Origin of the sequence: Pedobacter planticolens (assembly GCF_014172375.1) — a bacterium.
Taxonomy (GTDB): Bacteria; Bacteroidota; Bacteroidia; order Sphingobacteriales; family Sphingobacteriaceae; genus Pedobacter; species Pedobacter planticolens.
Map to the genome: position 1 here is coordinate 1,488,964 of NZ_WNXD01000002.1, position 25,369 is coordinate 1,514,332.

At 34.8% G+C, this 25,369-nt stretch carries 23 protein-coding genes; 9 read left to right on the plus strand and 14 right to left on the minus strand.

Annotated elements, in window-relative coordinates:
- Positions 1-103: 103 nt before the first annotated feature.
- From GM921_RS15290 to GM921_RS15305, 4 genes are all read right to left on the minus strand, one after another.
- Positions 104-1,780: a sodium:solute symporter family transporter gene (locus GM921_RS15290; RefSeq protein ID WP_182923502.1), complete on the minus strand. Its 1,677-nt coding sequence runs from the start codon at positions 1,778-1,780 to the stop codon at positions 104-106.
- 409 nt (positions 1,781-2,189) lie between these two features.
- Entirely contained in the window at positions 2,190-3,521 is a 1,332-nt protein-coding gene (xylA, locus tag GM921_RS15295) for a xylose isomerase (RefSeq protein WP_182923503.1), read from the minus strand.
- Positions 3,522-3,627: 106 nt separating this feature from the next.
- Positions 3,628-5,112, minus strand: coding sequence for a xylulokinase (locus tag GM921_RS15300; RefSeq protein WP_182923504.1), 1,485 nt, complete (start codon positions 5,110-5,112; stop codon positions 3,628-3,630).
- Positions 5,113-5,200: 88 nt separating this feature from the next.
- A complete protein-coding gene (locus tag GM921_RS15305; protein ID WP_182923505.1) occupies positions 5,201-6,226 on the minus strand; it encodes a LacI family DNA-binding transcriptional regulator in 1,026 nt (341 codons plus the stop codon).
- Positions 6,227-6,356: 130 nt separating this feature from the next.
- Here GM921_RS15305 and GM921_RS15310 point away from each other — a divergent pair, with 130 nt between their 5' ends.
- From GM921_RS15310 to GM921_RS15320, 3 genes are all read left to right on the plus strand, one after another.
- Positions 6,357-9,695 carry a caspase family protein gene (locus tag GM921_RS15310; protein WP_182923506.1) on the plus strand — a complete coding sequence of 1,113 codons (3,339 nt, stop codon included), beginning with the start codon at positions 6,357-6,359 and terminating at the stop codon, positions 9,693-9,695.
- Between the two features lie 78 nt (positions 9,696-9,773).
- On the plus strand, positions 9,774-10,127 hold the full coding sequence (locus GM921_RS15315) for a DUF2752 domain-containing protein (protein ID WP_182923507.1): 354 nt from the start codon (positions 9,774-9,776) through the stop codon (positions 10,125-10,127).
- A 4-nt stretch (positions 10,128-10,131) separates the two neighbouring features.
- Positions 10,132-10,569: a CCC motif membrane protein gene (locus GM921_RS15320; RefSeq protein ID WP_202985667.1), complete on the plus strand. Its 438-nt coding sequence runs from the start codon at positions 10,132-10,134 to the stop codon at positions 10,567-10,569.
- Between the two features lie 83 nt (positions 10,570-10,652).
- On the opposite strand, the gene GM921_RS15325 is transcribed toward GM921_RS15320, so the two are convergent.
- The gene (locus GM921_RS15325) at positions 10,653-11,960 is read right to left on the minus strand and encodes an IPT/TIG domain-containing protein (RefSeq protein WP_182923508.1); all 1,308 of its coding nucleotides are present in this window, start codon (positions 11,958-11,960) and stop codon (positions 10,653-10,655) included.
- Positions 11,961-12,313: 353 nt separating this feature from the next.
- Here GM921_RS15325 and GM921_RS15330 point away from each other — a divergent pair, with 353 nt between their 5' ends.
- The gene (locus GM921_RS15330; protein ID WP_182923509.1) at positions 12,314-12,724 is read left to right on the plus strand and encodes a BrxA/BrxB family bacilliredoxin; all 411 of its coding nucleotides are present in this window, start codon (positions 12,314-12,316) and stop codon (positions 12,722-12,724) included.
- 108 nt (positions 12,725-12,832) lie between these two features.
- On the opposite strand, the gene cdaA is transcribed toward GM921_RS15330, so the two are convergent.
- Both cdaA and folP read right to left on the minus strand, forming a co-directional pair.
- Positions 12,833-13,624 carry a diadenylate cyclase CdaA gene (gene cdaA / locus GM921_RS15335; RefSeq protein WP_182923510.1) on the minus strand — a complete coding sequence of 264 codons (792 nt, stop codon included), beginning with the start codon at positions 13,622-13,624 and terminating at the stop codon, positions 12,833-12,835.
- Positions 13,625-13,696: 72 nt separating this feature from the next.
- Complete coding sequence (gene folP, locus GM921_RS15340) at positions 13,697-14,554, minus strand: dihydropteroate synthase (RefSeq protein WP_182923511.1); 858 nt, start codon at positions 14,552-14,554, stop codon at positions 13,697-13,699.
- A 55-nt stretch (positions 14,555-14,609) separates the two neighbouring features.
- On the opposite strand from folP, the gene GM921_RS15345 reads away from it, so the two are divergent.
- The 5 genes from GM921_RS15345 (at position 14,610) to GM921_RS15365 (ending at position 18,357) form a co-directional block, all read left to right on the plus strand.
- Positions 14,610-15,149 (plus strand): DUF1599 domain-containing protein, encoded by a 540-nt coding sequence (locus tag GM921_RS15345; protein WP_182923512.1) that lies wholly within the window; start codon positions 14,610-14,612, stop codon positions 15,147-15,149.
- Positions 15,150-15,213: 64 nt separating this feature from the next.
- Positions 15,214-16,365 carry a BT_3928 family protein gene (locus tag GM921_RS15350; protein ID WP_182923513.1) on the plus strand — a complete coding sequence of 384 codons (1,152 nt, stop codon included), beginning with the start codon at positions 15,214-15,216 and terminating at the stop codon, positions 16,363-16,365.
- The gene (locus tag GM921_RS15355; RefSeq protein WP_182923514.1) at positions 16,366-17,421 is read left to right on the plus strand and encodes an ABC transporter permease; all 1,056 of its coding nucleotides are present in this window, start codon (positions 16,366-16,368) and stop codon (positions 17,419-17,421) included.
- A 1-nt stretch (position 17,422) separates the two neighbouring features.
- Positions 17,423-17,866, plus strand: coding sequence for a DinB family protein (locus GM921_RS15360; protein ID WP_182923515.1), 444 nt, complete (start codon positions 17,423-17,425; stop codon positions 17,864-17,866).
- A complete protein-coding gene (locus GM921_RS15365) occupies positions 17,863-18,357 on the plus strand; it encodes a shikimate kinase (RefSeq protein WP_182923516.1) in 495 nt (164 codons plus the stop codon). Before GM921_RS15360 ends, GM921_RS15365 begins: the two co-directional genes overlap by 4 nt.
- Before the next feature lie 39 nt (positions 18,358-18,396).
- On the opposite strand, the gene GM921_RS15370 is transcribed toward GM921_RS15365, so the two are convergent.
- The 7 genes from GM921_RS15370 to GM921_RS15400 form a co-directional block, all read right to left on the minus strand.
- The gene (locus tag GM921_RS15370; RefSeq protein WP_182923517.1) at positions 18,397-18,792 is read right to left on the minus strand and encodes an acyl-CoA thioesterase; all 396 of its coding nucleotides are present in this window, start codon (positions 18,790-18,792) and stop codon (positions 18,397-18,399) included.
- Between the two features lie 66 nt (positions 18,793-18,858).
- Positions 18,859-19,851: a metallophosphoesterase family protein gene (locus tag GM921_RS15375; protein WP_182923518.1), complete on the minus strand. Its 993-nt coding sequence runs from the start codon at positions 19,849-19,851 to the stop codon at positions 18,859-18,861.
- The gene (locus GM921_RS15380) at positions 19,851-21,554 is read right to left on the minus strand and encodes a M28 family peptidase (protein WP_182923519.1); all 1,704 of its coding nucleotides are present in this window, start codon (positions 21,552-21,554) and stop codon (positions 19,851-19,853) included. The genes GM921_RS15375 and GM921_RS15380 overlap by 1 nt, the downstream gene beginning before the upstream one ends.
- A 144-nt stretch (positions 21,555-21,698) precedes the next feature.
- The gene (locus GM921_RS15385) at positions 21,699-22,139 is read right to left on the minus strand and encodes a DoxX family protein (RefSeq protein WP_182923520.1); all 441 of its coding nucleotides are present in this window, start codon (positions 22,137-22,139) and stop codon (positions 21,699-21,701) included.
- 629 nt (positions 22,140-22,768) lie between these two features.
- Complete coding sequence (locus tag GM921_RS15390) at positions 22,769-23,299, minus strand: hypothetical protein (protein WP_182923521.1); 531 nt, start codon at positions 23,297-23,299, stop codon at positions 22,769-22,771.
- Between the two features lie 120 nt (positions 23,300-23,419).
- Positions 23,420-24,040, minus strand: a complete 621-nt coding sequence (locus GM921_RS15395; RefSeq protein ID WP_182923522.1) for a hypothetical protein — start codon at positions 24,038-24,040, stop codon at positions 23,420-23,422.
- 206 nt (positions 24,041-24,246) lie between these two features.
- Positions 24,247-25,269, minus strand: a complete 1,023-nt coding sequence (locus GM921_RS15400; protein WP_182923523.1) for an alpha/beta hydrolase — start codon at positions 25,267-25,269, stop codon at positions 24,247-24,249.
- Positions 25,270-25,369: the final 100 nt, after the last annotated feature.

A 25,369-nucleotide genomic window follows, 5' to 3' on the forward strand; every position in this document is an offset into this window, starting at 1 on the left:
GCTGATGTAAATTAGAGATTAAAAGAAATTTATCCCGATAGGTTTTGTGTCATACAAAAAAAGCTTCCCGATTTTCGGAAAGCTTTTTCTTGAGTTATCAATTCTAATAATAAACAGTATAAAGTGCAACTAATATGCCTATAATTAAAATGGCACCCATTGCAAAACCAGTTGTGGTTTTAAACATTTTAGCATCAATTTCAAGTCCTTTAGCCTCAGCTTCTTTCTTGTTAGTAAGGAAACTAATTAAAACCATACCCAGTACACAGAATAAAAATACAAAGCCCATTCTATCAATAAACGGAATTTCGTAAATGCCTGCGGTATTTTTTACCGAGAAACCCATTCCCGAAAGGAAAGATAAATCTGTCCATAACGGTAAGAATTTAAGTAAAAGAGAAAGCCCGAAACCACCAATTGTAGCAAATAACGCAGCGGCAGAAGTTGTTCTTTTCCAGAAGAAACCTAAAATAAACATGGCAAAAATACCAGGCGATACAAAACCAGTATATTCCTGTATGTATTGGAAACCACCTTTTTTATCAATGCCTAAATGTGGTGCAATTAACACACCTAACACCATTGCAACAACAATAGTAATCTTTCCAACTACAACCAAGTTTTTCTCAGACGCCTCAGTATTAAATACCTTTTTGTAAATATCTAAGGTGAAAATAGTAGCAATACTATTTGCTTTACCAGCCAATGAAGCCACAACTGCTGCGGTTAATGCAGCAAAAGAAAGTCCTTTTAATCCGGCAGGTAATAAATTTAATAATACAGGGTAAGCACGATCTGGGTTCACAGAACCATCCTGAAGCATTTCAGTCTGAAAAGCCCCATCCTTATATAAAACATAAGCAGCAATACCTGGCAACACCACAATAATTGGCATTAATAACTTTAAAAATGCAGCAAATAAAATACCACCACGAGCAGTTTTTAAATCAGCACCCAAAGCACGTTGCGTAATGTACTGGTTACAGCCCCAATAGTTCAAGTTCACAATCCACATACCGCCAACAAGCACACTTAAACCAGGTAAATCAATATAATTAGGGTTTTCAGGTTTTAACACCATATGAAAATGTTCCGATGCTTTTTGCGTCATTACATGATAGCCTTCTAAAATACCACTCGTGCCATAATGATCCGAAACCAAGTTCAACGCTAAATAAGTAGTCGCCAAACCACCTAAAATCAAAAAGAAAACTTGAATAACATCCGTATAACCAATTACTTTCATCCCGCCTAGGGTAATAATAATAGCGAAAGCAGCAATAGCATACATACAAACACTAAGATCAAAACCAGAGATACTGCTAACAGCTAATGCACCTAAATAAAGGATAGAAGTTAAGTTTACAACTACATATAATAGCAACCAAAAAATGGCCATAATCATAGCAACCGTACCATTATAACGCTGATGCAAGAATTGCGGCATGGTAAATATCTTGTTTTTAAGATACACCGGAATGAAAAATACTGCAACCACAATTAATGTTGCTGCTGCCATCCACTCGTAAGTTGCGATAGCAAGGCCCATTTTAAAACCAGAACCACTCATGCCAATAAATTGCTCGGCAGAAATGTTAGAGGCAATTAACGATGCCCCAATAGCCCACCAAGTTAACGAACCCTCGGCAAGGAAATAGTCTTTAGAGCCACTAGAAGCAGATTTTTTCTTGTTGTAGATGTACAAACCATAAGCGGCTACAATTACGAAGTAGATTAAAAATACAATATAATCCTTCGTGTCTAATACGTTATTCTTCATTCATTTAGTTATTTAGTTTGATTTGAGGTCTAAATGTAATAAAATTGAAAAATATAGTACATTATTTTGAAAATTAATTTTTAGGTAACCTTAATCAAAATAAAAATTGGTATTTGCTACGCCCGTTATCTTTAACTCACTTGCCATCTTTAGTTCGCTGGTCATCCTGAGCTTGTCGAAGGATCTTGTTCAGCTTGTTATCTTTAACTCACTCGTCATTCCCAACTTGATTGGGAACCGTAATGCAATAAGAGGCTTTTTACGCATTACGATTCCGGTTTTCACGGGAATGACGAACAAGATTCCGATGGGCTTCAGTCGAGATAGCGTGATAAAAAAGTATTTCCACTTGTATTGGGTTTAGTTAACAAAAACCTGTACTACTCACTCCCCAGCCTAAAATCAATTCTTATATATATCTATTAATCAAATTTTCTAAATACTCTTGTCTACCACTACGCACTTCAGGTTCGCCATTGTTAACAGCAAAGTCTCTCAACTCTTCTAAACTTAAATTTCCCTTTTCAAATTCAGCACCTTTCCCACTATCAAAAGAAGCATAACGATCTGTTCTAATTTTCTTATAATCCGATCGACTAAGAATAGCATCCGCAGTAATTAAAGCACGGGCAAAAATGTCCATTCCGCCAATGTGTGCATAAAATAAATCGGCCATATCTGTAGAATTACGACGAATTTTCGCATCAAAGTTTACCCCGCCACCTTGCAAACCGCCACCTTCTAAAACAATCAGCATCGCTTCCGTTAATTCATTAATATCATTAGGAAACTGATCTGTATCCCATCCATTCTGATAATCCCCACGGTTCGCATCAATAGAACCCAACAAACCATTATCTACCGCCACCTGCAACTCATGCTGAAAAGTATGACCAGCCAATGTTGCATGGTTAACTTCTATATTCAATTTAAAATCTTCAAGCAAATCGTACTGTTGTAAAAAGCTTTTCACTGTTGCAGCATCATAATCATACTGATGTTTTGATGGCTCACAAGGTTTTGGCTCGATAAAGAACGTGCCTTTAAAGCCTTGTTTGCGAGCATAATCTTTAGCAGTATGTAAAAACTGAGCCAAATGCTCCTGTTCACGTTTCATGTTCGTGTTTAGCAAACTCATGTAACCTTCTCTCCCTCCCCAAAATACATAATTTTGTCCGCCAAGGGCGATGGTAGCATCCAATGCAGCTTTAACTTGTGCCGCTCCATGAGCCAACACATGAAAATCTGGATTAGTCGAAGCACCATTCATATAACGCTTATGACTAAACAAATTAGCCGTCCCCCACAGTAATTTAACACCACTATCCGCTTGTTTTTGCTTTGCATATTCCACCAATGCTTGTAATCTGCGCTCATTTTCTGCAATATCATTTCCATAATCCACTACATCCACATCGTGGAAACAATAGTAAGGTAATTGCATTTTGGTAATAAATTCAAACGCAGCATCCATCTTATCTTTTGCACGCTCCACTGCATCTTTCTTTTCATCCCATGGGAAGACATGTGTTGGACCACCAAAAGGATCTGCACCATTGCCGTTAAATGAATGCCAATAGGCGCATGCAAATTTGAAATGTTCGGTCATAGGTTTACCGGCAACTATTTTAGTAGCATCATACCATCTAAATGCCATTGGGTTATCGCTTTGCAAACCTTCAAACTTGATTTGTTCAATCCCTTTAAAAAATTCTTTCTCTCCTGTTACTACTTTTGTCATCGCTTCTGTGTTGTTTTTGGTTGATAATTTTTTAGTTGATGGTCAATAGTCGATAGTCTGGGCGTCATGGCAATAAATACCCAAGCTATTAACTATGAGCCATCAACTATGGACTAATTAATTTTCTTTCTAATATTCTTCTCCAATCCTGATAAATTGGCTCGTATGCTATTGTATTTTTAGGTTCAATGTAGTTAAGTAATTGGTGTTTAGAGAAAGCATCTTCAGGACTTTTAAAAATTCCAGCGCCAATACCTGCGCCTAATGCAGCACCAACACTACCATCATTTTCATATAACTCAACAGGTACACCGGTAACATCAACAAAAGTTTGTGCAAAAACATCACTCATAAACAAATTCGCCCGACCAGCTCTAATTACTTTTGGTTGCATCCCATTCTCTCGCATAATATCTAGCCCATACCTAAAAGAAAAAGCAATTCCTTCTTGTACGGCTCTAAAAATATCCGATTGTTGATGTGTGTTTAAATCGATATTTAAAAGTTGAGCGCCAGTGTATTTATTGTTGAACATCCGCTCTGCGCCATTACCAAAAGGCAAAACTCGTAAACCCTTGCTGCCAATTGGTGCTTGTGCAGCCAGTTCATTTAACTCTGAATAGGATAGGTGCGGAGCGAAATTATGTTTTGCCCAGCGATACATACTACCCGTTCCATTTATGCACAACAAAACGCCTGTATGTTGCTTTTCCTTTGAATAGGTTACATGCGCAAAAGTATTTACACGAGATTGCTGATCATAAGTTAACTCATCGCTCACACCATAAATAACGCCCGAAGTTCCAGCTGTTGCAGCAACTTCTCCTGGTTTAAGCACATTTAAAGAAAGTGCATTGTTAGGTTGATCGCCAGATTTATAGGAAACAGGAATGCCTTCAGTTAAGCCCAAAAGACTAGAGATATCCTTTTTTAAATAACCATGTTCAGAAAATAGAGGATTAATTGTTGGTATTAAACTCCAATCTAATCCGTAATAATTCATTACATCGGTGGATATTTCATTCTTTTTAAAGTCCCAAAAAATCCCTTCAGATAAAGCTGGAATACTGGTTGTAATTTCTCCAGTTAGTTTCATGGCAATAAAATCGCCAGGTAGCATCACTTTATCAATTTTACTATAAATAGTTGGCTCATTATTTTTTACCCAAGCCAGTTTAGATGCGGTAAAGTTGCCAGGAGAATTTAATAAATGTTGTAATGATTTTTCATGTCCAATTGTATCAAAAGCTTTCTCACCAAGCTCAACCGCACGACTATCACACCATATAATGCTATCGCGTAAAATGTTTTGAGCTGCATCAACCACCACTAAACCATGCATCTGGTAAGCAATACCAATCGCCTTAATATCTTTCGGATCGAATAATTTTAATGCATTTACCTTTAATATGGCTTGCTGTGCATTATGCCACCAATCCATAGGCGATTGTTCTGCCCAGCCCGGATGGATAGATTTTATTTCAGTTTCTTCCTCAGGATATTGAGCAGTGGCTACTCGTTGTTGAGTTTGTGCATCAACAACTGCAACTTTTATAGATGATGTGCCTATATCAATACCTAATAAATACATTCAGTTTAATTTTATACTTGGTTTATGCAAACGGTTGCATAAATATATGTGTTAATTTATAAAAGTCAAATATTCTTTAAAAAAGTTTTTAGCTAGGAGCGTTGTTTGAGGTAGATTCTCTTACGATTAATGATGGCTCAAGCACAATATGATCTACATTTTGGTAAGGATTTTCTTGCTGAATCATCTTTAAGAATAGTTTAGCACATTCTATCCCCATTTGGTTTGGATGCTGATCTATAGTAGATAAGTCTGGTGTGATGTAAGCAGAAAATGCTTCGTTGGCAAAGCCTATTACACCAATTTTAGGTGGAGTTTCGTTAATTTCTTTTAGTTTTTTAATTACACCAAGAGCAGTAAAATCATCTCCAGCTATAATTGCATCAGGTTTTATATCATTTCTCATTAATTTACTGGCACCAAACCTTCCATCCTTAATAGAGAGACCGCCAAGAATGATATTATCTGCTATCACAGCTAAATTATTGTCTTTTAAAGCCGCTTTGTAGCCGTTAAGTCTGTCATTAAACACCTTAATTTGATGAACGGTTGTAATAAAAGCAATATTTCTATATCCTTGATCTATTAGATGCCGTGTAGCGATATAACCCGCTTTAAAGTCATCTAAGGTAACAGTAGGTACTTTTAGATCGGCGTGTTCGCGATCAAATAATAGTAAAGGTTTGTTTTGTTTAATAACTTCCGCAAAATGTGATACGTCTTCTGTTTCTAAAGATATAGAAGCAATAATGCCATCGACTTGTGCTTCTAACAATGTTTTAACGCCATTTATTTCGTTTTCTACAAACTCGTTAGATTGATATAAAATCACACGATATCCACTATTTTTTAATCCTTCTTCTATACTATGTATAATGGAAGCAAAAAAATGAGCTTGCACACTTGGTACAATTACGCCAATAATATAAGTTTTGCCAGATTTTAAAGCCGAAGCTAAACGATTTGGACTGTAATTAAGCTTTTTCGCGGTTTCAATTACGGCTTGCCTAGTGGTATCACTAATGGCAGAAAACCCACTTAATGCCCTAGAAACAGTAGACGTTGTAATGTTTAGTTCCTTCGCAATATCGTATATGGTGGTTTTTTTGTTCAAGTTTAAAAATGGTATTTAGTGCAACCGATTGCTAAGCTAATTATAAAAATTAGAATGTCACTCGAAATTTAACACATAAATACCAACTTTTAGGTATGTTTTAGAGTTCTAAAAAACGATATCTTAGTTTATGGCTAAGTATTTACTTCTATCTTTTTTGTTGGTTGTCTTTTCAACTACCTCTTTTGCTCAAGCTAAAAAGCCCAGTATTGAGCCGATGGTACAAACAACTCATTCAGATAAAATTGAGTTTTATGATACTTACCTTGAAAAACATTTGCTCATTACTGCCAGTAAAAATGAACTCATTTTATGGAATACACAAACCGGACTGCAATTACGCACTATAACTTCTCCTTATAAAATTGTGGGAGCAGCCTTATGCAATAAAGGGGAAGAAATAGCAATCCTTATGTATGAACATACAAAAGATGGGTCTCTTAGATTTTATAATTCACACAATGGCAAGCCTTTAGATACATTAAGTTATTTTACTAATAATGTTTATAATGGTATATATTGGAAAAGTTTAGATTTAATGGTTAAAAATAATGCAGGCGACAAGTTGTTGCTTAAAGCATCAGATGAAGTGTTTGTTGTTGATGTGATTGGCAGAAAGAAGGTTGCCAATTTTAAATTACCAACCTATGATTCGAAAATTGTTTTTACAAATAAAGAAAACGAATACTTTTTAGCTTTTAATAAGGATAATAAACAGAAAGTTGAAATTATAGACCAAAATGGAATTCTTGTAAAAGAGGGAAATTCCCTTTCTTCTTCTGCAGTTGCCGTAGCAGCTAGCCATAATTCTTTTTATGTACTCACACAAAAAGGTCAAATCATTATACTTGACCAAGAACTAAAGGAAACAGAAACGTTAGAAACAAAAACTAATATCGGTGCTTACTCTTCAAAAAAAATCAATTTAAGTAATGATCAAAGACATCTTGTAGTCCCTATAAATGATACCAGTGCAGTGTATGATTTGCAAAAACATAAATGGATAGGGCTTAAAAACATGGCTTATGATGGTATGATTGCTACTACTGCCGATGCAAGTCAAATAGCGGTTTTAAACAAAAGTGCTGGTTTTTATCAAAGCAATGGTCAAGAAATTTTTTCACCTTCATACAACTCCGGATTAGATGCATTATTTATAAACCCAAGCAATACGGTATTAATGGCAAGTTATAATTCAATTGCACGGACATATACAAATGGCATCAACATTTCTACAGGTGCACAACTTAATGAAGATTTTGCTATTAAACAATGGATAACAGATTCTACTGCAATTTGTATCAAGATGGATTATGGTATGTCTATGTTTAAAGTACAAATAAGAAATATCTATGCTAATAAAATACTATATGAATTTGCAAAAGATGGTTTTAAGATAGTTGATGCAAAATTATCTCCCGATGGCAAAACAGCAGCTTTTTTGGCTACAGATAAATCAACATTGTTTATTGCAAATTCCAATTTACAGAATGTTAAAACTATTCCCTTAAGCGGGGTCTCAACTAGGGCTATATTGTTTTCTCCCAATTCAAACTACATTAGCATTGTTGGCGAAATTGCAATAAAGGTTTATGATATTAAAGCTAGTAAATGGATTATTGGAGAAGACCAAGCTAAAGGATATGGATATGTCTACATTGCTTTTACGCCTGATAGCAAGAGCTTATTATATCAATTTTCTGAACTTGATAAGCCTAAACCAGACTATAAGAAACTAGGCTATACAATAAAAAGTTTTGATATTTCTACAGCAATAGCAACAGAAAAATTAGTGCTTGATTTTCCGATTGGCAAAATTGTTTGTCACCCAACTGATTATATATATGCCATAGCTGATTTAAAAGGGAATGTGGTAGTGAGGAAATTAGAAGATAATTCGATAATTTTTAACGAAAAATCACATTCTGGTTTTGCAAATGATGCTTTGTTTTTAAATAAGCGTAAGTGGCTAATTACTTCTGGAAATGATAAACAGACTGTTATTGTTAACTATGAAACTGGTAAACAGATAGCCAAAGCAGTTAGTTTATTTAATGATGGAAAAGCGGCTATAGGTTTTTTTACACCAAACAACTATTATATGATTCCAGCTTCAAACGTGGCTGGCTTACATTTTACGGAAGATTTTAATACGTATTCCTTTAAACAATTCGATTATAGGTTTAATCGTCCTGATAAGGTATTACAGGCTTTAGAAAGTCCGGATACAGCCTTAATCAGTTCTTATAAAAAAGCCTACGAAAAACGAATTAAAAAGCTAGGAATTGATACCAGCCTGTTTACAAGTACATATAGTGTGCCAGATGCTGATATTACCAATCGGGATCAACTCTTGTTTGAGCAAAAAACAAATCAATTGGTGTTGAAGATAAAGGCAAATGATAAAAGCATTCCTTTAGATCGCTTTAACATTTGGGTAAATGAAGTTCCTATCTATGGATTAAAAGGCATTAACTTAAAATTAGCAAAGCGAAGTACACTTGATACCACAATTACTATTTCCTTATCAACAGGAAACAATAAAATTGAAACTTCTGTTATAAATACCAACGGAATTGAAAGTTATAGGTTGCCTGTAGTGGTTAATTATAATCCTGAAAATAAACCTGTTTCTAAGCTATATTTTGTAGGTATCGGAATTAATAATTTTGAGCAGGAAGGGCATAATTTACAATGGAGTGTTAAAGATATTAGAGATTTGGCTAATAAACTAAGGCAGAAATATGCTGATAATATTGAAATTGATACGCTCTTTAATCAGCAAGTAACAACTGAAAATATTTTGGCTTTGAAAAGTAAATTACAGCAAAGTAAGGTAAACGATAGGGTGATTGTGGCTTATTCTGGTCACGGTTTATTGAGTAAAAATTATGACTACTTCTTGTCTACTTTTAATGTAGATTTCGAAAAGCCAGAACAAAATGGTCTTGCTTATGATTCATTTGAAGATTTGGTAGACAATATTCCTGCTCGTCAGAAATTGATGTTAATTGATGCCTGCCATAGTGGAGAAGTAGATAAGGAAGAGTTGCAAAAATTAAATCAGACCGAAACACAATTGGCCTCAACAGGTGTACAAGCAAATGCAGAAGGAGCTACAAGTGACGCCACAGGGAAAGGGGTTAAAGTTAAAAATACAAGCAAAGGCAGTAAACTAGGCATGAAAAACAGTTTTGAATTGATGCAAGATCTCTTTGCAAATATTGGTAAAGGTACGGGGGCAACTATAATTTCTGCAGCTGGAGGAATGCAATATGCGCTAGAAAAAAATAGTTTAAAAAATGGAGTATTTACCTATAGTATTTTAGAATACATGAACGAAGCGAAAACTTCGGGCATTAAAAAATTAAAGGATCGTGTAAATCAACGGGTGGTTGAGCTTACTTCTGGTATGCAGCAACCTACATCAAGATCAGAAAATAACGTAATGGACTGGAATGTTTGGTAATTTCACAACAGCTGTTAATACCAAGGTTAAGAAACTAAGTTTGTAGAACTAGTTGAAATTCGATATTTTTATCAGTAGATGAAGGGAACGATTATCCTAATTATAGTATTCTTTTTAAGCGAGAGTAAAGGCGTGATAAATTGGTTGCAAAGCCACTTGCTATCTTGTCCGTTTAAGCAAACGTTAGGTATAGATTGTCCTGGTTGTGGTATGCAACGTTCTGTTTTAGAATTAATGCAGGGGAATTTTATATCCTCTTTTAAACTTTATCCAGCTACGCTGCCAATCATCATTCTATTTATTTTTACTGGGTTTCATTTAAAATTTGATTTTAAAAGCGGAGCATTTTTTATTAAAATGCTTTATATTGGTATCACTTTAATTATTGTAATCAATTATATTTATAAAATATTTACTCATCAATTAATTTAACGCTATGTCTGAAGAACAATTAGAACCACAAGAAAATCCTCAACCTCAACCTACTCCTCAACCCAATTCTCAAAATCCATTTCCGCCACAAAATGGAGGTTTTGGTTATGGTATGCAACAATCTTTACCTAATGCAACTGTTGTTTTGGTATTAGGAATTCTTTCTATCGTATTTTGCTGCTGTTATGGTATTATCGGATTAATACCTGCAATTATTGCATTGGTTTTAAGTAAAAAAGATAGAGCACTTTATGATGCAAATACATTAGCTTACACTTTAAGCTCTTATAAAAACTTGAATGCAGGTAGAGTTTGTGCCATAATTGGTTTAGTCTTAAATATTCTTTCGCTATTATATTTTATAGTTATCATTATCATGTTTGGTACAGGAATGTTGAGCGATCCTCAAAAACTACAAGAAATGTTAAAGGGAATGCAATAAGTATTTTCAATTCATTAAAAAAGCAACTTGTGTGATGAATACAAGTTGCTTTTTTGTTGGTGATTTATAAGAAATTGGAAATATTACGGTGCAATAACTATAGCACATGCAAAGGCATAATACTTCTTGTCTGTAAGTAATGTAGGTGTTCCATTTCGCCAATAGGCAGCTGCATTGTCTCTTGCGCCAGAAACAAACATGTTATTGTCTATAACGGCAACTGAAGTAGGGGAAGAAGTAAAATAACCTATGTTGGTAGAGAAAGAAAGCTTTTGCACCATACCATTTTCCCAATAAAAGCTAGTACGTTTTGTCCCCTCTTGTTCTTGTCCAGTAACATAGAAGCTGTTGTCCTTTATGATTATTGAAGTGGTAAATGCAAATTTGCTACTGTTATTCGTTGGGATAATAGATTTTACACCATTTTTCCAATAGATTGGGGTACTTCTATCGACTGTTTGTTGAGTGCCTGTTATATATACATCATTTCCAATAACTGCCACATCGGAGGCGTAGTAAGAAAAACCTACAGGTTGAGAAAGAATGCTTTCCTTTCCATTTTTCCATAACTTTGGAGAGATGTTATAATAATCATCGTAAGCGTAACCTACTACATACACATCTGTTCCGCTAATGGCAATACCAGATGGATAGGCCTCCTCTAATCCTTCGCTCAGTTTTACCTCTATGCCATTTTTCCAATATTTAACTATTGTTGCCCAACCATAGTTACTATATTCATAACCAGTTACATATACATCATTTCCAATTACCTTGATAGAAACTGGATAAGCATCTTTTGTACCATCGGTTAGACTTACGGGTATACCATTTTTCCAATACTTTACAGTATTATTATAGCCTATTATATTTTCATAGCCCAATACATATACATCTTTGTCATTAATTGTCATGGAAGTAGCAAAAGCATTGTGTGCCCCATCTGTTAAAGTTGTGAGTATGCCATTTTTCCAATATTTTATTACTGACTTGTCCTTGTTTGGTCCTCCATTATATTCAGTGCCCGCTACGAAAATATTGTAGAGTGTAAAATTGGTTGATGAGGCGGTTTCTACTCCATTTACGTTGACAATAAGTTTCTCGTTTTTTGCAGTAGCAGGTACTAACACTTTGAGTTCAGTTTGGCTAGCGCTGGTAATTAAGGCTATTGCTCCTCCAAAGCTTACAATGTTCTTTGTCTTGTCGGGATCAAATTCTCCAGTAAGAGTTATCTCATCTCCAATAAAAGCGGCCGAAGGGCTAAAAGATATTTGTTTTGTAGGAATTATTGGATATGGCTTTATCTTATTTTTTTTGCATGATGTTAGAATAGTAAGCAAAATGAGAATGATAAAGGATACTTGATTGCAACGATTGTTGAATTGTTTCATATTTGTTTGGTTTGAAAGTGTTAGATTGCGATAATTTGTATCACAATACTTCTAGAAGTAATTGGCAATAATAGACTATATTAATGCGCTATGAAATCGTCTTTATAGGTGAAACTGAATCAATTTTTATAGCAAGAAATGCCTTTTAGATTATTTTAATAATCTAAAAGGCTTACAAGAAATGTTAAAGGGAATGCAATAGTATTTTCAATTCATTTTAAAAGCAACTTGTGTGATAAATACAAGTTGCTTTTTTGTTGGCTGTAAGTCAGTAGATTGTTATTTTATGTTGTACTAAATTTTAGCGCATCATATTTGTTATCTTTGCGTATTATTAATAAAAAAAGAAAAGAATGTATCCTGAATATTTAGTAGAACCTATGCGTGCTGAGTTGACTAACGTAGGTTTTGAAGAATTAAAAACAGCAGAAGCGGTAGATAGCGCAATTAAAGGCGAAGGAACTGTATTTGTAGTGGTAAACTCTGTGTGTGGTTGTGCAGCAGCAAATGCACGTCCGGCAGCAAAACTTGCGGCATCAAATGCTAAACATCCTAATAAATTGGTAACAGTTTTTGCTGGTATGGAAAAAGATGCGGTTGATAGAGCAAGAGCTTATATGATGCCTTTTCCACCTTCATCTCCTGCAATGGCATTATTTAAAGATGGAAAGTTAGTTCATATGATTGAGCGTCATCAAATTGAAGGTCGCCCTGCACAAATGATAGCTGATAGCTTAATTGGTGCGTTTGAGCAGTATTGCTAGTCTAGAGGATAAAAGATAAAGGAGCAAGGATTAAAGATATGATGTCTATAATTCTTGCTCCTTGTTTTATTTAGAGGCTATATCTTTGTTCCTTTATCCTTACTCTTTCTAAAAGTCTTTATTCAGCAACTTCTCTAGTTCGCCAAAAGAAACATTCATGCGTACACGACCTTGTTTGGCATAAGCAATTTCACCAGTTTCTTCTGATATAATCACTGCAACAGCATCTGCCATTTCTGAGACACCAATTCCAGCTCTGTGGCGTAAGCCAAATTGTGGAGGTAGCTTATCATTATCCGTTAAAGGCAAAATACAGCTTGCGCTTTTAATTTTGTTTTCGGCAATAACTACGGCTCCATCATGCAATGGACTGTGTTTTTGAAATATACTTTCTAATAAACGTTTTGATATTTTCGAATCGATTAGCTCACAGCTATTCGTGAAAAGTTCATCATCATAAAACTTAACAAATACGATTAAAGCACCTGTTCGTGTTTTTTTCATGCTTTTGCAAGCATCAATAATAGGTTTAATGCGTATTAAATTATCGCGTTCTAAATCTTTACTGCCAAATAAATAACCCCACCACGCTTTATTTTTCTGAAGGAAAGTATTTTTGCCGATATGCAGTAAAAAACGCCTAATTTCTGGTTGAAAAATAACAATGAGCGCCATAATACCTACGCTCATAAACTTGTTAATAATGGCCGACAGCAAGTTCATGTGTAATCCTTTTACCACATAGTAAAAAATAAGAATGATGAACATGCCCAACAGCAAATTCACAGCCAATGTATTCCGTATTAAGCTATAAATGTAATAGATAAGGATAGCTACAAGGACAATATCTATCCCATCAACCCAGGTTATTTTAAGAAAGTCAAAGTCAAGGCTTTTCATTGAGCACAAGATAGGGAAAATAGGTTAATTGTTTAGCTAAGAGCAAGCTATAAAAGTTAAAAATTGAATTTATTAAGGATTTTTTATTCTTTCTGTTAAAGTTATGCATTCGATAGCCTCTTTTACATCGTGAACTCTTAAAATTTTAGCTCCTTTTAGCAAAGCTGATGTGTTTAAAACTGTTGTTCCGTTCAAAGCATCGGCAGATTTGTTATTTAGGACTTTTGTGATCATAGATTTTCTAGAAAAACCAACTAAAATTGGCAGTTCGAAAGAATTTAGCTGTTCCATTTGCTGCAAAAGCTCATAATTGTGACTGATAGTTTTCGCAAAACCAAAACCAGGATCGATAATAATATCTTTTACGCCTAAACTTTTTAAAACAGCTAATTTCTCTGAAAAATAAGTGCTTACTTCATCAACTATGTTGTGGTAAGTTGGATTTTCTTGCATGTTTTGTGGCGTACCTTTCATGTGCATTATGATGTAAGGCACTTGCAATTTCGCCACTGTTTCGAACATTTGTTCATCTAAATTACCAGCAGAAATATCATTAATTAAATGCGCTCCTGCCGAAACAGTTTCTTCTGCCACTTTTGCTCTAAATGTATCAATGGAAATTAAAGCATCTGGAAATTCTTTTGTAATCGCCTCAACTACTGGAATAAGTCGTTGTAATTCTTCGTCTGTTGTGATATCTACTGCGCCAGGTCTAGAAGAATAAGCACCAATATCTATGAATTTAGCGCCCTCATTTAAAAAGTTTTCAGTTGCTTTTAAGGCTTCATCAACACTGTTAATTCTGCTGTTCGCGTAAAACGAATCAGGAGTTAAATTTAAAATGGCCATAACAGCTGGACTGCTTAAATCTATCAGTTTGCCTTTGCTATTTAGTATTACTTTTCGGTTTAAAAATGTATCTTTAGCCATCATTTAATACAAAAATAGGTATTAAAATAGCTTTAAACTAAATATTTTAATTGTTTTGGCAGTAAACACATCACAAGAGTACGACAACGTTATAGCGGTATGTAAATCGCTTTTTTTAAAGAAAACAAAAGATTATGGAACTGCTTGGCGCATCCTTAGGGCAGCGTCTATAACCGACCAAATTTTTATCAAGGCACAACGCATTCGTACTTTAGAAGAAAAAAAAGTTTCTAAAGTAGGCGAGGATATCACATCTGAATATATTGGTATTGTAAATTATTGCGTAATCGCGATGTTGCAACTAGAATTAAGTGAAAGCGATCCTAATGAAATGGATGTACAGGTAGTAGAAAGCTTGTTTGATAAACGTGTTACCGAGACTAAAGACTTAATGTTTGCCAAAAACCACGATTATGGTGAAGCTTGGAGAGATATGCGAATTAGTTCTTTAACCGATTTGATATTGATGAAAATCCTAAGAGTTAAACAAATTGAAGATAATTTAGGTCAAACCGTAGCTTCGGAAGGTGTAAAAGCAAATTACCAGGATATGTTGAACTATGCTGTTTTTGCCTTAATTAAGCTTGGTATATAGTAGTTAGTATCTAGTATTTAGACTGAACGCACAGTTGACAATTTAACAATAAAACAAGTATAGAATGTCGAAAATAGCTTTAAACTTTTCTCGTTGGTTTGTTGGAATTTTATTCATCTTTTCTGGCTTAATAAAAGCGAATGACCCGCTTGGTTTTGGCTATAAATTGCAAGAATACTTTGAAGTTTTTCATCTAACTTTTTTAAGTAATTGGGCTACAGGAATTGCTATCATTTTATGTGTTTTAGAAATTGTTTTAGGTGCGCTCTTATTATTTGGCTTTTGGCGTAATCAAGTAACTAAAGGTTTATTAACATTAATTATTTTCTTCACTTTTCTCACTTTCGTTTCGGCTGCATTTAAAGTAGTTACGTCTTGCGGTTGCTTTGGCGATGCCATTCCACTTACACCTTGGCAATCATTTACAAAAGATTTAATTCTCTTGGTTATGATTGTTTATTTGTTCGTCCACCGGAATAAAATAGAACCAGTTACCACAAATTTAGCTTGGCAAAAAAGAGTAGCTTCATTAGTTTTAATTGCATCCTTACTTTTTGGATTGTTTACCTATAACTTTTCGCCAATTTTAGATTTTTTGCCTTATAAAATAGGTTCAAGCATTCCTGAATCTATGAAAATCCCGGCAGGAGAAAAGCCAGATGAATTTCTAATTATGTATCAGCTTAAAAATAAAGCAACTGGCGAAACCAAAACCATGAGCGATAAAGATTATTTAAAGTTGGAAGTTTGGAAAGATAATAACTGGGAAGTTATTGGTAATCCTGAAAAGAAATTAATTAAAAAAGGCTATGATGTTAAAATTAAAGACTTATTAATTGCCGATGCATCTGGAACAGATTACACGAAAGAAATAGTAGAAAATCCGTATTATAACTTGGTTGTAGTTGCATACGATTTAAAAAATACCAATGAAAAAGCGATTGCTGAAACGAATGCTTTAGCATTAAATGCAGCAGATCAGTTTAATATTCGTACCATTTTGCTAACTTCTAATTCGGCACAAGATGCAGATGCTTTTAGTAAAAAAATGAAACTTTTTATGGAGGTTTTTTATGCTGATGCTGTGCCATTAAAAAGTATGGTTAGGGCAAATCCTGGAGTATTGCTCTTAAAAAATGGAGTAATTATAAATAAATGGCATTACCATAACTTGCCATCGTTTAACGAATTATCTGAAAAATATTTTACAAAATAAATGGGAGCTTACGCGATTAGAAAATTGTTATATGGCTTTGCGGTAATGGCAGGAGTTATTTTAGTGGTATTTGTGTTATTTAACATTTTACCAGGAGATCCAGCAAGAATGACAATGGGGCAACGATCTGATGTGCAATCGCTAGAAGCTGTGCGCAAAGAATTTGGATTAGATCGCTCAAAACCTGTTCAATTCTTTTTATATATAAATGATTTATCTCCAATTAGTATTCATCCAAATGTTGAAGAAAATCAAGAAAAATATCATTATCAAACTTTGTTTAAAGTCGGCAAAGATGTCATAGTACTAAAAGCTCCTTATTTGCGCAGATCTTATCAAACTAAAAGAGATGTAACTACCATACTTTCAGAAACAGTACCGAACACTTTTGTATTGGCCTTAACCGCTATGATATTCGCTACTATAATTGGTGTTTTATTGGGCGTAGTTTCCGCTGTTCATCAAGGTACGTGGATAGATAATGCTGCAAATTCTTTTGCAATTTTAGGTATTTCTGCACCTTCATTTTTCGCAGGAATTATTATTGCTTGGTTATTTGGTTTTGTATTGGCAGATTACACAGGCTTAAATATGAGTGGTAGTTTATATAGTTATGATCCATTTAAAGGAGAAGTGATCACTTGGAAAAACCTGTGGCTGCCAATGATTACATTGGGTTTACGTCCATTGGCTATAATTGTACAATTAACTCGCAGTGCGATGTTAGATGTTTTGGCACAAGATTATATCCGCACTGCGAGAGCAAAAGGCTTAGGTCGCAATGCGATAATTTATAAACATGCGTTGAAAAATGCATTGAACCCTGTAATTACAGCAATTTCTGGCTGGTTTGCCTCTTTATTAGCGGGATCTTTCTTTGTAGAATATATTTTTGGATATAACGGTTTAGGCAGAACCACGGTTACCGCTTTAGAAATGTCTGATTTCCCCGTAGTAATGGGCTCTATTTTGTTTATTGCTTTTGTATTTGTGGTGGTAAATATCTTGGTCGATTTGTTGTACGCATGGGTAGATCCAAGAGTAAAACTAGCGTAGCATGTTAGAAGAAAGCATTCAATACACAAAAATCGCCGATAGCAAGTTGATTGAGATTTTTAAGCAGCATCAAGAAATTTCTCCAAAAGCAATTGCTCTTTTTAACCATGTTTTAAATGCACAACACATTTGGGCGAATAGGATTTTAGGTTTATTACCAAAATATCAAGTTTGGGAAACATATGGTACTGAAATGTTCGAACAGATTTCGGATGAAAATTTCGAATTGCTAACTCAAATAATTAAAAATATCCCATTGGATAAGGAAATAACATACACCAATTCATTAGGCGATCAGTATACAAGTTTAGCTAAGGATATTTTATTTCATGTAGTAAATCATTCTACTTATCATCGGGGGCAAATAGCTAGCCTATTTAAACTAGATGGAATTACTCCGCCAGTTACAGATTATATTATGTTAAAACGCGATCATCAATTATGAAAATCTTCCTAATCGGATTTATGGGCTGCGGTAAAAGTACCAAAGCAAAACAATTGGCAAATAAATTGGAATGTCAGGTTGTAGATTTGGATGCTGTTATTGTAGAACAGGAAAAACAAACAATTGCAGAATATTTTGCTGCTCATGGCGAAGCTTCGTTCCGACAATTGGAAAGTGATACATTAAAAAATTATCCTTATCCAGAAACCTGTGTAGTAGCTACAGGCGGTGGTTTGCCTTGCTTTTTCGATAATATGGAGTGGATGAATGCAAATGGTAAAACTGTTTATTTACACATGGAACCTGCCCAGTTGGTTTCTAGGTTACACAATCGCCAAAAAAGACCCTTAATTGCTAATATGGATGATGAACAGTTATTGGCTTTTATCATTAAAAAATTAGAAGAACGCGATCCATTTTATACCAAAGCACAACTTATTATAAATGCATTTGATTTAGATGCAGAAACATTGGAAGAAAAATTGAACTAGTTCATTGGTTCAATGTTTATTTTGAGATGATACAAATGCCTAAACTAAATCGTCGAATTGTTCTTCAATATATTTGATTTTTGTTTTGCCATGCGGAGTTGGCTCACCGTAATCATTAATGTTTACGAAAACAATTTTATCAATAGTTAGAATACTTTTTCGGGTAATTTTATTTCTTACTTCGCAGCACATAGTGATAGATGTACTGCCAAAAGATGTCGCGGTTATTCCTAATTCAATGATATCGCCAAGTTTGCCAGAACTAACAAAGTTAATTTCAGACATATATTTGGTCACCACCTTTGGGTTTTCTAATTGAACAATTGCATAAATAGCAGCTTCTTCATCAATCCATTTTAATAAACTGCCGCCAAATAATCCTCCATTCGGATTAAGGTCTTCTGGTTTTATCCATTTACGAGTGTGAAAATTCATATAATTTGCTTTTATGCTAAGTTAACAATTACCTAGCACAGAAATTCTCATATCAATGCAACAAGCTTAATTTCGTTCTCTCTTAGAAACTCCGTTAAATCCAATTACAGAATCTGGAAGTTGAGATAACTTAATTTCTGTCCTTTTATTAGGTATAAAAGTTCGATACGTAAAATCTTTATATGATTTAATTGGAATTTCAATAATCGTGTAAGCTCTAGTAGCTAAAGTAGAATCGCCAATAAGTTTTCGAGGGCCTTCGCCAATACATCCAGTATTTAAAAGTCTTAAACCATCTTCCTTGGCTGGATAATAAGCATGTTGATGCCCGCTGATATACAAGTCAATATTGTTCTTCTTAAAGAAATCAGCAGTTTGCTTTGTGGATGCTAATACCTCACCAAGCTTATTTTTGCTAGTTACAATGGCATATATGGGTAAATGACCGAGTAGTATTCGCAATTTTGCTTTTTTTGCTTTTTCAGCATTGAGCTGTTCCTCCATCCACTTGTACACTTCTGCTTGTACATTAGAACTTGCAGCATCCCAACTAATAAAAAAGACATCGTTTTTTGTATAACTATAATAAAATGGGAAATTTTTCTTATCAATAAAGTTTAACCCTAAATCATCTTGGTTATCATTCCAAAATTTTTGAGTGGCTGCTCTATCTTTTTTGAAATTAGCTGAAGCATCATGATTGCCAACTGTAAAACCAAAAGGCACTTTCATCGCTTTTATTGGAGACAGTACATTTACCTTAAAACTCTGCCACATTTCTGCTAAGTTCTGTTCTGTTAAAGAAGATTTTTGTCCCGCTACCATATCTCCAGCACACAAAATCATATCTGGTTTAATACTATCTATTTCCTTTAATGCAGCTGTAACATCAGGATGATATACTGTAGAGCCGTAGCCAGAATTTAAATCACTTATCACAGCAATTTTGAAGAATTTATCTTTTTTAGTGTCCTTGGTAAAAGTAGCTTGATAGTTATTAATGGACTTTCCTATTAAAAACAAGCCGATTGAAATAACAAAAACTACTATTAATTTCATTATTTTAATTCACTCAAATAAATTTGTACTTGTTTTTCTACAGCTAAGGTGGCTACTTTAATAGTTGAACCAACTCGCGTAGTTTTTGCATCAACAGGCATGGTGCCAATAGTTGCCAAAGCATCTGTGTACCATTTAGCCCAAACCTCTATAATATGTTTTTCATCAGCCGCAGGCTTACCATCAGCGATAGCTTTTTTACTTAATTCAAACTCAGTTTTTAAGCGGATTAACGCATCTGTTTTAACTTGAGTAACCGTAGCTGTTGCTGTATTTTCATCGGCTGTAATTAAAGTATAAGCAGCAGTTAATGCACTAACGCCAACGTTTTTCATAGTAGTCGCACTTACCTTATCAATTCTATCATTATCAGTGTGATAAAACACATCGGTAAAATGCCACATCAATAAACCAGGTATTTTATTTTGTAAAAAAGGAGTATGATCACTACCACCTTCAAACGGATTATAGTTTACCGTCCAGTTGGCAAACTTGCCTTGCGCTTTACAGATGTCGAAAATAAAATCATTGTAATAATGCGGGAAAAGATCCTTTTCTTTTACATCTCCAGCACCCCATTCTGTGTGTTTATCAGTACCGCGAGTCCAAATTGCAGAAGGATCAGGCATTTTTTCAATTAAGAAAGAGCCACCGGTTTTCTTAGTGTCCTCACCAACCATATCTAAGCTCATTCCCCATAAAATTCCATTAGAACGTTCTTTATCATCCGTAATATATCTTCTTGTCGACACAATTTCATCGCCCCATAAAAAAGTTAAAGTACGTTGTGGTTTTAACTGATCGCTTTTAACCAAGTTCGCCGTTACACGAGCCATTTCTGCCAAAGTTCCTACGCCTGTGGCATTATCATTTGCACCTGGTTCTTGCACATGTGCGCTATACACAAAACGTTCATTCGGTTTTACGCTGCCTTTTACATTTGCAACAATGGTCAATTCATCAGCTTCGTAAATCTTAGTTTCAATATTAACCTTTAAACTTACTGTACCTTTTAAACAAGCAGCTTTTAATTTTTCTTTTACACCATACGATAAAAATAAAGACCAAATACCAGCATTCGCTTGCATGCTACCAAAAGATATAGAGGTCTGATATTTTTCTGGCTGATTATATTTAGGCACCGAATAACCCATCACGCCAATTGCACCAGCTTTTACAGCGGCAGCAACCAATCTTCCAGCAGCTGCATCTGCAAATAAAATCTTTCCTTTTAGGTCTTTCCCTTCTAAATCTGCGGCTGCTCCTTTGCCTACAAAAACTACTTCGGCGGTAACGCCACCAGCTATAGTTGATGGGCAATTAATAGGAATCATATTGCGATTAGTTTGAAAAGCAATGAGTGGTTGTGTTTCGCCAACAATAGTTACACTTGCATTTACAGGTTCCCATGTACTGCGTTTCATTGGGCGTTTTTCTATGCGATAGGTTAATGGAGCTTCAAATTCATTATCTTTTTGCTCCACATAACCAGCTTTCTTTAATATTTCTTCCACACGGTGGATACTTGCATTAAAACCAGTATTGCCTGGTACTCGGAAATATTTTTCTACAAAGGCCGTGGTTTCGTAAGCATTTTTCTCATTAAAACCTGCACGGGTTAACTTAAAATAGTTGGCAGTTTGTGTTTGAGCGAATACGGTTGCAGTGTATAGTGTTAACGCAAAAAGAAAGATTTTTTTCATAGCTATTTTCTAAACCGAAAGGTAATCAGTTCTACTGAAAATAAATCACGAATGAAATAAAATCTATGTAACAAAAGGGAAAGATATTACCACATAGAAAACATAGCTTAATACACCTAACTATGTGTCATGTGGTTTATTATTTTATTTCTTCTTAATCTGATGATCTACAGAGAAAGGGCCTGAGCCAATTATCCAGAATAAAACCAACAGGCAAAGTACAATTAACGATAACCACAGCTCTGAATTTAGTGCAGAAAACCCATTAGAGATATTTACAAACACAATAGCGCAAATTAAAATTGGAATTTGAATAACTACTGCAAAGCGTGTTACTAAACCAATGGTAATTAAAATACCGCCTACTAAATGTGCAAATGCCACAATGTGGATGGCAACGCTTGCCATTACCCCAGAAAAGCCAAAAATGTTATTGTTAATCAGGATTTCTTGTTGGGCTCCTGTATCGCTGATGAGCGAAATACCCTTACTAAAAATTATTAGGCCTAATACGATGCGAACTACATCTAACCATTTTGCATGATGGGCATCGCCCCAGTGCTCAACTTTTTGGATAACATTCATAATAAAATCTCCTTTTTAAGCTACATGAAGTTACAAATCAATATCTAAAACTGCAAGTATATTTTTGGGGAAGCGGGAGTGCAGTTGATGTTCGCAGAAGAGGGCATAAAGCGGTAATAAAGTTGATGTTTACGCTTATCAGCTAGTGTCCTCACATGCCAAAACATTTTTTAGCCTCTATTTTTCCGAAAAGCAAATGCAGTATTTCATAGCTTTCGGTAGCCCTGCTTTCCGTTTCAATCTTTTTTGTTTTAGTAAATTCGTCATTTCGACCTTCGTGGAGAAATCTCTCGATTATGCTTTAGTAGAAAAGACAGTAAAAACAAAAAAGTATTTTCACTTCAATCAGGTTTAAAGAACCCAAAGCAGTGTAACAAAACAACACCCGCTAAAAGAAACCTAGCATTGTCAAGAAGAAACCTAGCACCTGCAAAAAGAAACCTAAAACTCACTTAAACCAATCTTCTTCACGCCAAACATAGGCAGGTCGTCTTTGCGAGGCTTGTTCTTCTCAAGCCGCGGCAATCTCCTACATTAGTATTACTTATGCAGCCTAAAATAGGTTGTCCCTTCGGTAAAGAATTTCCTTAGCAATAAGAGAAACATATAACCACAAAACCTTATAAGTTTTAATTTGCGGGTTGTGGCTGGTCTGGTTGGATGCGAATTGTCCACTCTTTACCTAAATGATTTTTTACTTTATGAGACAAAAACATCCCCTTTATTGCTGTGGTTACTGTTGCTGTACCAGCAGCGCTTAAGAAAGTTAATGCAGTTGGCACACTTCCCTTACTTATAATTGCTGATACGGCTCCAGTAATACCTACACTTGCTACACCATAAATAATTTCTCCTGCTGGTCTAAAACTAGAGTATCTTCTAAATCCGGTAATATCACGAGTGCGAATGGTTTGTGCTTCTTGTCTTTTTTTAAACAATTTTTTACGTGGCGAAAGGCTAATGGTACTATCGGTTACCATAGATATAATGCCTTCTACTTCTTGTGGCTGTTTCATATAACCATTGTAGCTTAGTCGTGCTAAATCTTTTTGTTTTACAATAATGGTTTTGCTGCTATCGGCATTTATAAATACAAGTTTGTATTGTGCTTTAGCAGAGAGAGCGATAAAAATGCAGCAGAAAAGGAGTAGAGATTTCATATACAGTTAGTTTTTAATGGTAGATAAAAGAACAGTAACAAAGTACGATTTTTTTAAAAAATGTGAACTAATTGTTTTTGAAAAGTGGGTGTGGGTGTCATAGGTTAGGGTAAGGGAGTTTTATAACAATTCTCTAAAAGTAAAATAGCACATTAAAAAAAAGAAGATTAACGGTAATGCAAATAACTTAATGGTAGTTTTCATATATTCAATTTTTGCTATTCGATTTTCTTCACCTATTTCGTAAGCTCTAAGAAGGTAATTGGTGCCACAAATAAACTGATAAGGCTCTTCTTTGGTAGTTATTGAAGGAATGTAGAAGAGCCAAAGGTCATTTCTATCAAGTCTTGAATTGATATTTTCGATATGACTAATCTCAATCGCCTTTACAAAATTCCAGTATTTGGCTTTCTCTGTAAACTTAAAATGAATTCCTTTGAGGGTATCTTTTGAGTTAATTATCCTTTCGATTTCAAATTGAGCATATTGGAGTTTCGACTTATCATTGTTGTTATCTCCTGAAAATTCTATATCTGTATAACTTCTAAAACCTTGTGACAGTTTATAAAAGTTACTATAACTAGTATCTGTTTTTTGTTTATGATACATGTAAGCAACGTCCATTGCACCTAATTTTTCGAATGCTTTTTGCTTATCTAAATTCCATATACATAGTATTGGTAAAAAGACTAGGCTAATTATACCAGTTGGGTAAAGTAATTTCTTATTATGTCTTCTCATTGTTTAAAATAAAGATGAAGGAATAATAAGATTTCCATAATTAATGGGCCGAGTGCATTCTGTGCCACAAACAACTGTTTTAAGTTTATTAAACCTGACAGTAGTGGAAATACTTTTTGTTGCACTGCCTAGACAAGTCCCGCAGAACGTTGACACAAAAAGATTGTAACGGATGGCAGGGCTATACTGCGGTTTGAAATGCTGACTTAGTTTTTCAAAGGATCACATAATGCTACGGTATATCCTGAACCAGCTAACCTTGCCTTTATAAAACCATCCATTGCATGCTCAACACCTTCAATATCTTTTGAGGTAATTGCAGAACCTATTACGTGGTTGCCAGCTTTTGGAATAGCTATTTTTTGTTTATCCATTGCTGGAGTGCCTAATTCATCGAACATTTTTAGCATGGCATCTACTTTTACAACGGGGTCTTGCTCGGTTTCGTTTTTGTAATAATAAAGGAGTAGCACAGGTTGTTTTACCTTTTTGAATAGCGATGTAGTCATGCTGGTTTCTAACATTTCTTCGAGTTGCACTACCGATTCTAAGCGATAATGAGTATACCAGTATTTTTTATATTCCGGACTTCTACCATCAACTTTTCGCTCATTGCCACCAGTAACTTGGCGAGCAATTTGTAACCCCCAAGGGTCATTCAATAACCACGCTTTGCTATCGTTTATTGCAATATTTGGCGACATTAGTACTAAACTATTTATTTCTGGATAGGCTGCGGCGAGTTGTAAAGCCAAGCTTCCGCCGGTTGATGTGCCTACTAATATTACCTTTTTACCTAGTTTTTTACCTATGGCGTAGGCTTGTTTACTACTTTCCCAAAGGCGATCTGCTGTGAAATATTCCATTGGCGCAATGGTATCTAAACCATGGTCGGCTAAACGGGATAGGTACAAGTTGGCATGTAAAGCCTTTGCTAAATAGGTGTAAGCAGGGTTTCCTTCTTGTTTAGAAGCAGAGAAACCGTGTAAGTATACAATTGCATATTCGGTTTGTTGGTGTGTACTATCTTCCCAAACAATTTCGGCTTCGTTGCCAGGTTTAATTTTGTAGTGTGCTTCTTGCGCTGCCACATAAGCTGGCAAGGCGGCTAATTCGGGTACTACTGGAAGTTTAATGGTATATAGTGGTTTTGTAGGCTTTGGGCCTACAAAATAGACGATTACTAGTATCGCCACGGTAATAAATAGTACGCTTAATAATATTTTCATTTGTATGAAATTTGCTTTTAAAGGTAATGAAGCTATTATGATTTTATTGATTCAATATGATGTTTGTAAAAATCATAATGGTTTCATGTGAATAGTTTGA

Excerpts from the sequence above, each read along its gene's own strand:
- GM921_RS15300 (WP_182923504.1), bottom strand. The coding sequence starts at position 5,112 with ATGTATTTATTAGGTATTGATATAGGCACATCATCTATAAAAGTTGCA.
- GM921_RS15365 (WP_182923516.1), top strand. The coding sequence starts at position 17,863 with ATGAAAATCTTCCTAATCGGATTTATGGGCTGCGGTAAAAGTACCAAA.
- GM921_RS15380 (WP_182923519.1), bottom strand. The coding sequence starts at position 21,554 with ATGAAAAAAATCTTTCTTTTTGCGTTAACACTATACACTGCAACCGTA.
- GM921_RS15355 (WP_182923514.1), top strand. The coding sequence starts at position 16,366 with ATGGGAGCTTACGCGATTAGAAAATTGTTATATGGCTTTGCGGTAATG.
- xylA (WP_182923503.1), bottom strand. The coding sequence starts at position 3,521 with ATGACAAAAGTAGTAACAGGAGAGAAAGAATTTTTTAAAGGGATTGAA.
- GM921_RS15325 (WP_182923508.1), bottom strand. The coding sequence starts at position 11,960 with ATGAAACAATTCAACAATCGTTGCAATCAAGTATCCTTTATCATTCTC.
- GM921_RS15395 (WP_182923522.1), bottom strand. The coding sequence starts at position 24,040 with ATGAGAAGACATAATAAGAAATTACTTTACCCAACTGGTATAATTAGC.
- GM921_RS15360 (WP_182923515.1), top strand. The coding sequence starts at position 17,423 with ATGTTAGAAGAAAGCATTCAATACACAAAAATCGCCGATAGCAAGTTG.
- GM921_RS15385 (WP_182923520.1), bottom strand. The coding sequence starts at position 22,139 with ATGAATGTTATCCAAAAAGTTGAGCACTGGGGCGATGCCCATCATGCA.
- GM921_RS15370 (WP_182923517.1), bottom strand. The coding sequence starts at position 18,792 with ATGAATTTTCACACTCGTAAATGGATAAAACCAGAAGACCTTAATCCG.
- GM921_RS15310 (WP_182923506.1), top strand. The coding sequence starts at position 6,357 with ATGGCTAAGTATTTACTTCTATCTTTTTTGTTGGTTGTCTTTTCAACT.
- GM921_RS15400 (WP_182923523.1), bottom strand. The coding sequence starts at position 25,269 with ATGAAAATATTATTAAGCGTACTATTTATTACCGTGGCGATACTAGTA.
- GM921_RS15390 (WP_182923521.1), bottom strand. The coding sequence starts at position 23,299 with ATGAAATCTCTACTCCTTTTCTGCTGCATTTTTATCGCTCTCTCTGCT.
- GM921_RS15330 (WP_182923509.1), top strand. The coding sequence starts at position 12,314 with ATGTATCCTGAATATTTAGTAGAACCTATGCGTGCTGAGTTGACTAAC.
- GM921_RS15375 (WP_182923518.1), bottom strand. The coding sequence starts at position 19,851 with ATGAAATTAATAGTAGTTTTTGTTATTTCAATCGGCTTGTTTTTAATA.
- folP (WP_182923511.1), bottom strand. The coding sequence starts at position 14,554 with ATGGCTAAAGATACATTTTTAAACCGAAAAGTAATACTAAATAGCAAA.
- GM921_RS15320 (WP_202985667.1), top strand. The coding sequence starts at position 10,132 with ATGTCTGAAGAACAATTAGAACCACAAGAAAATCCTCAACCTCAACCT.
- GM921_RS15350 (WP_182923513.1), top strand. The coding sequence starts at position 15,214 with ATGTCGAAAATAGCTTTAAACTTTTCTCGTTGGTTTGTTGGAATTTTA.
- GM921_RS15315 (WP_182923507.1), top strand. The coding sequence starts at position 9,774 with ATGAAGGGAACGATTATCCTAATTATAGTATTCTTTTTAAGCGAGAGT.
- cdaA (WP_182923510.1), bottom strand. The coding sequence starts at position 13,624 with ATGAAAAGCCTTGACTTTGACTTTCTTAAAATAACCTGGGTTGATGGG.
- GM921_RS15290 (WP_182923502.1), bottom strand. The coding sequence starts at position 1,780 with ATGAAGAATAACGTATTAGACACGAAGGATTATATTGTATTTTTAATC.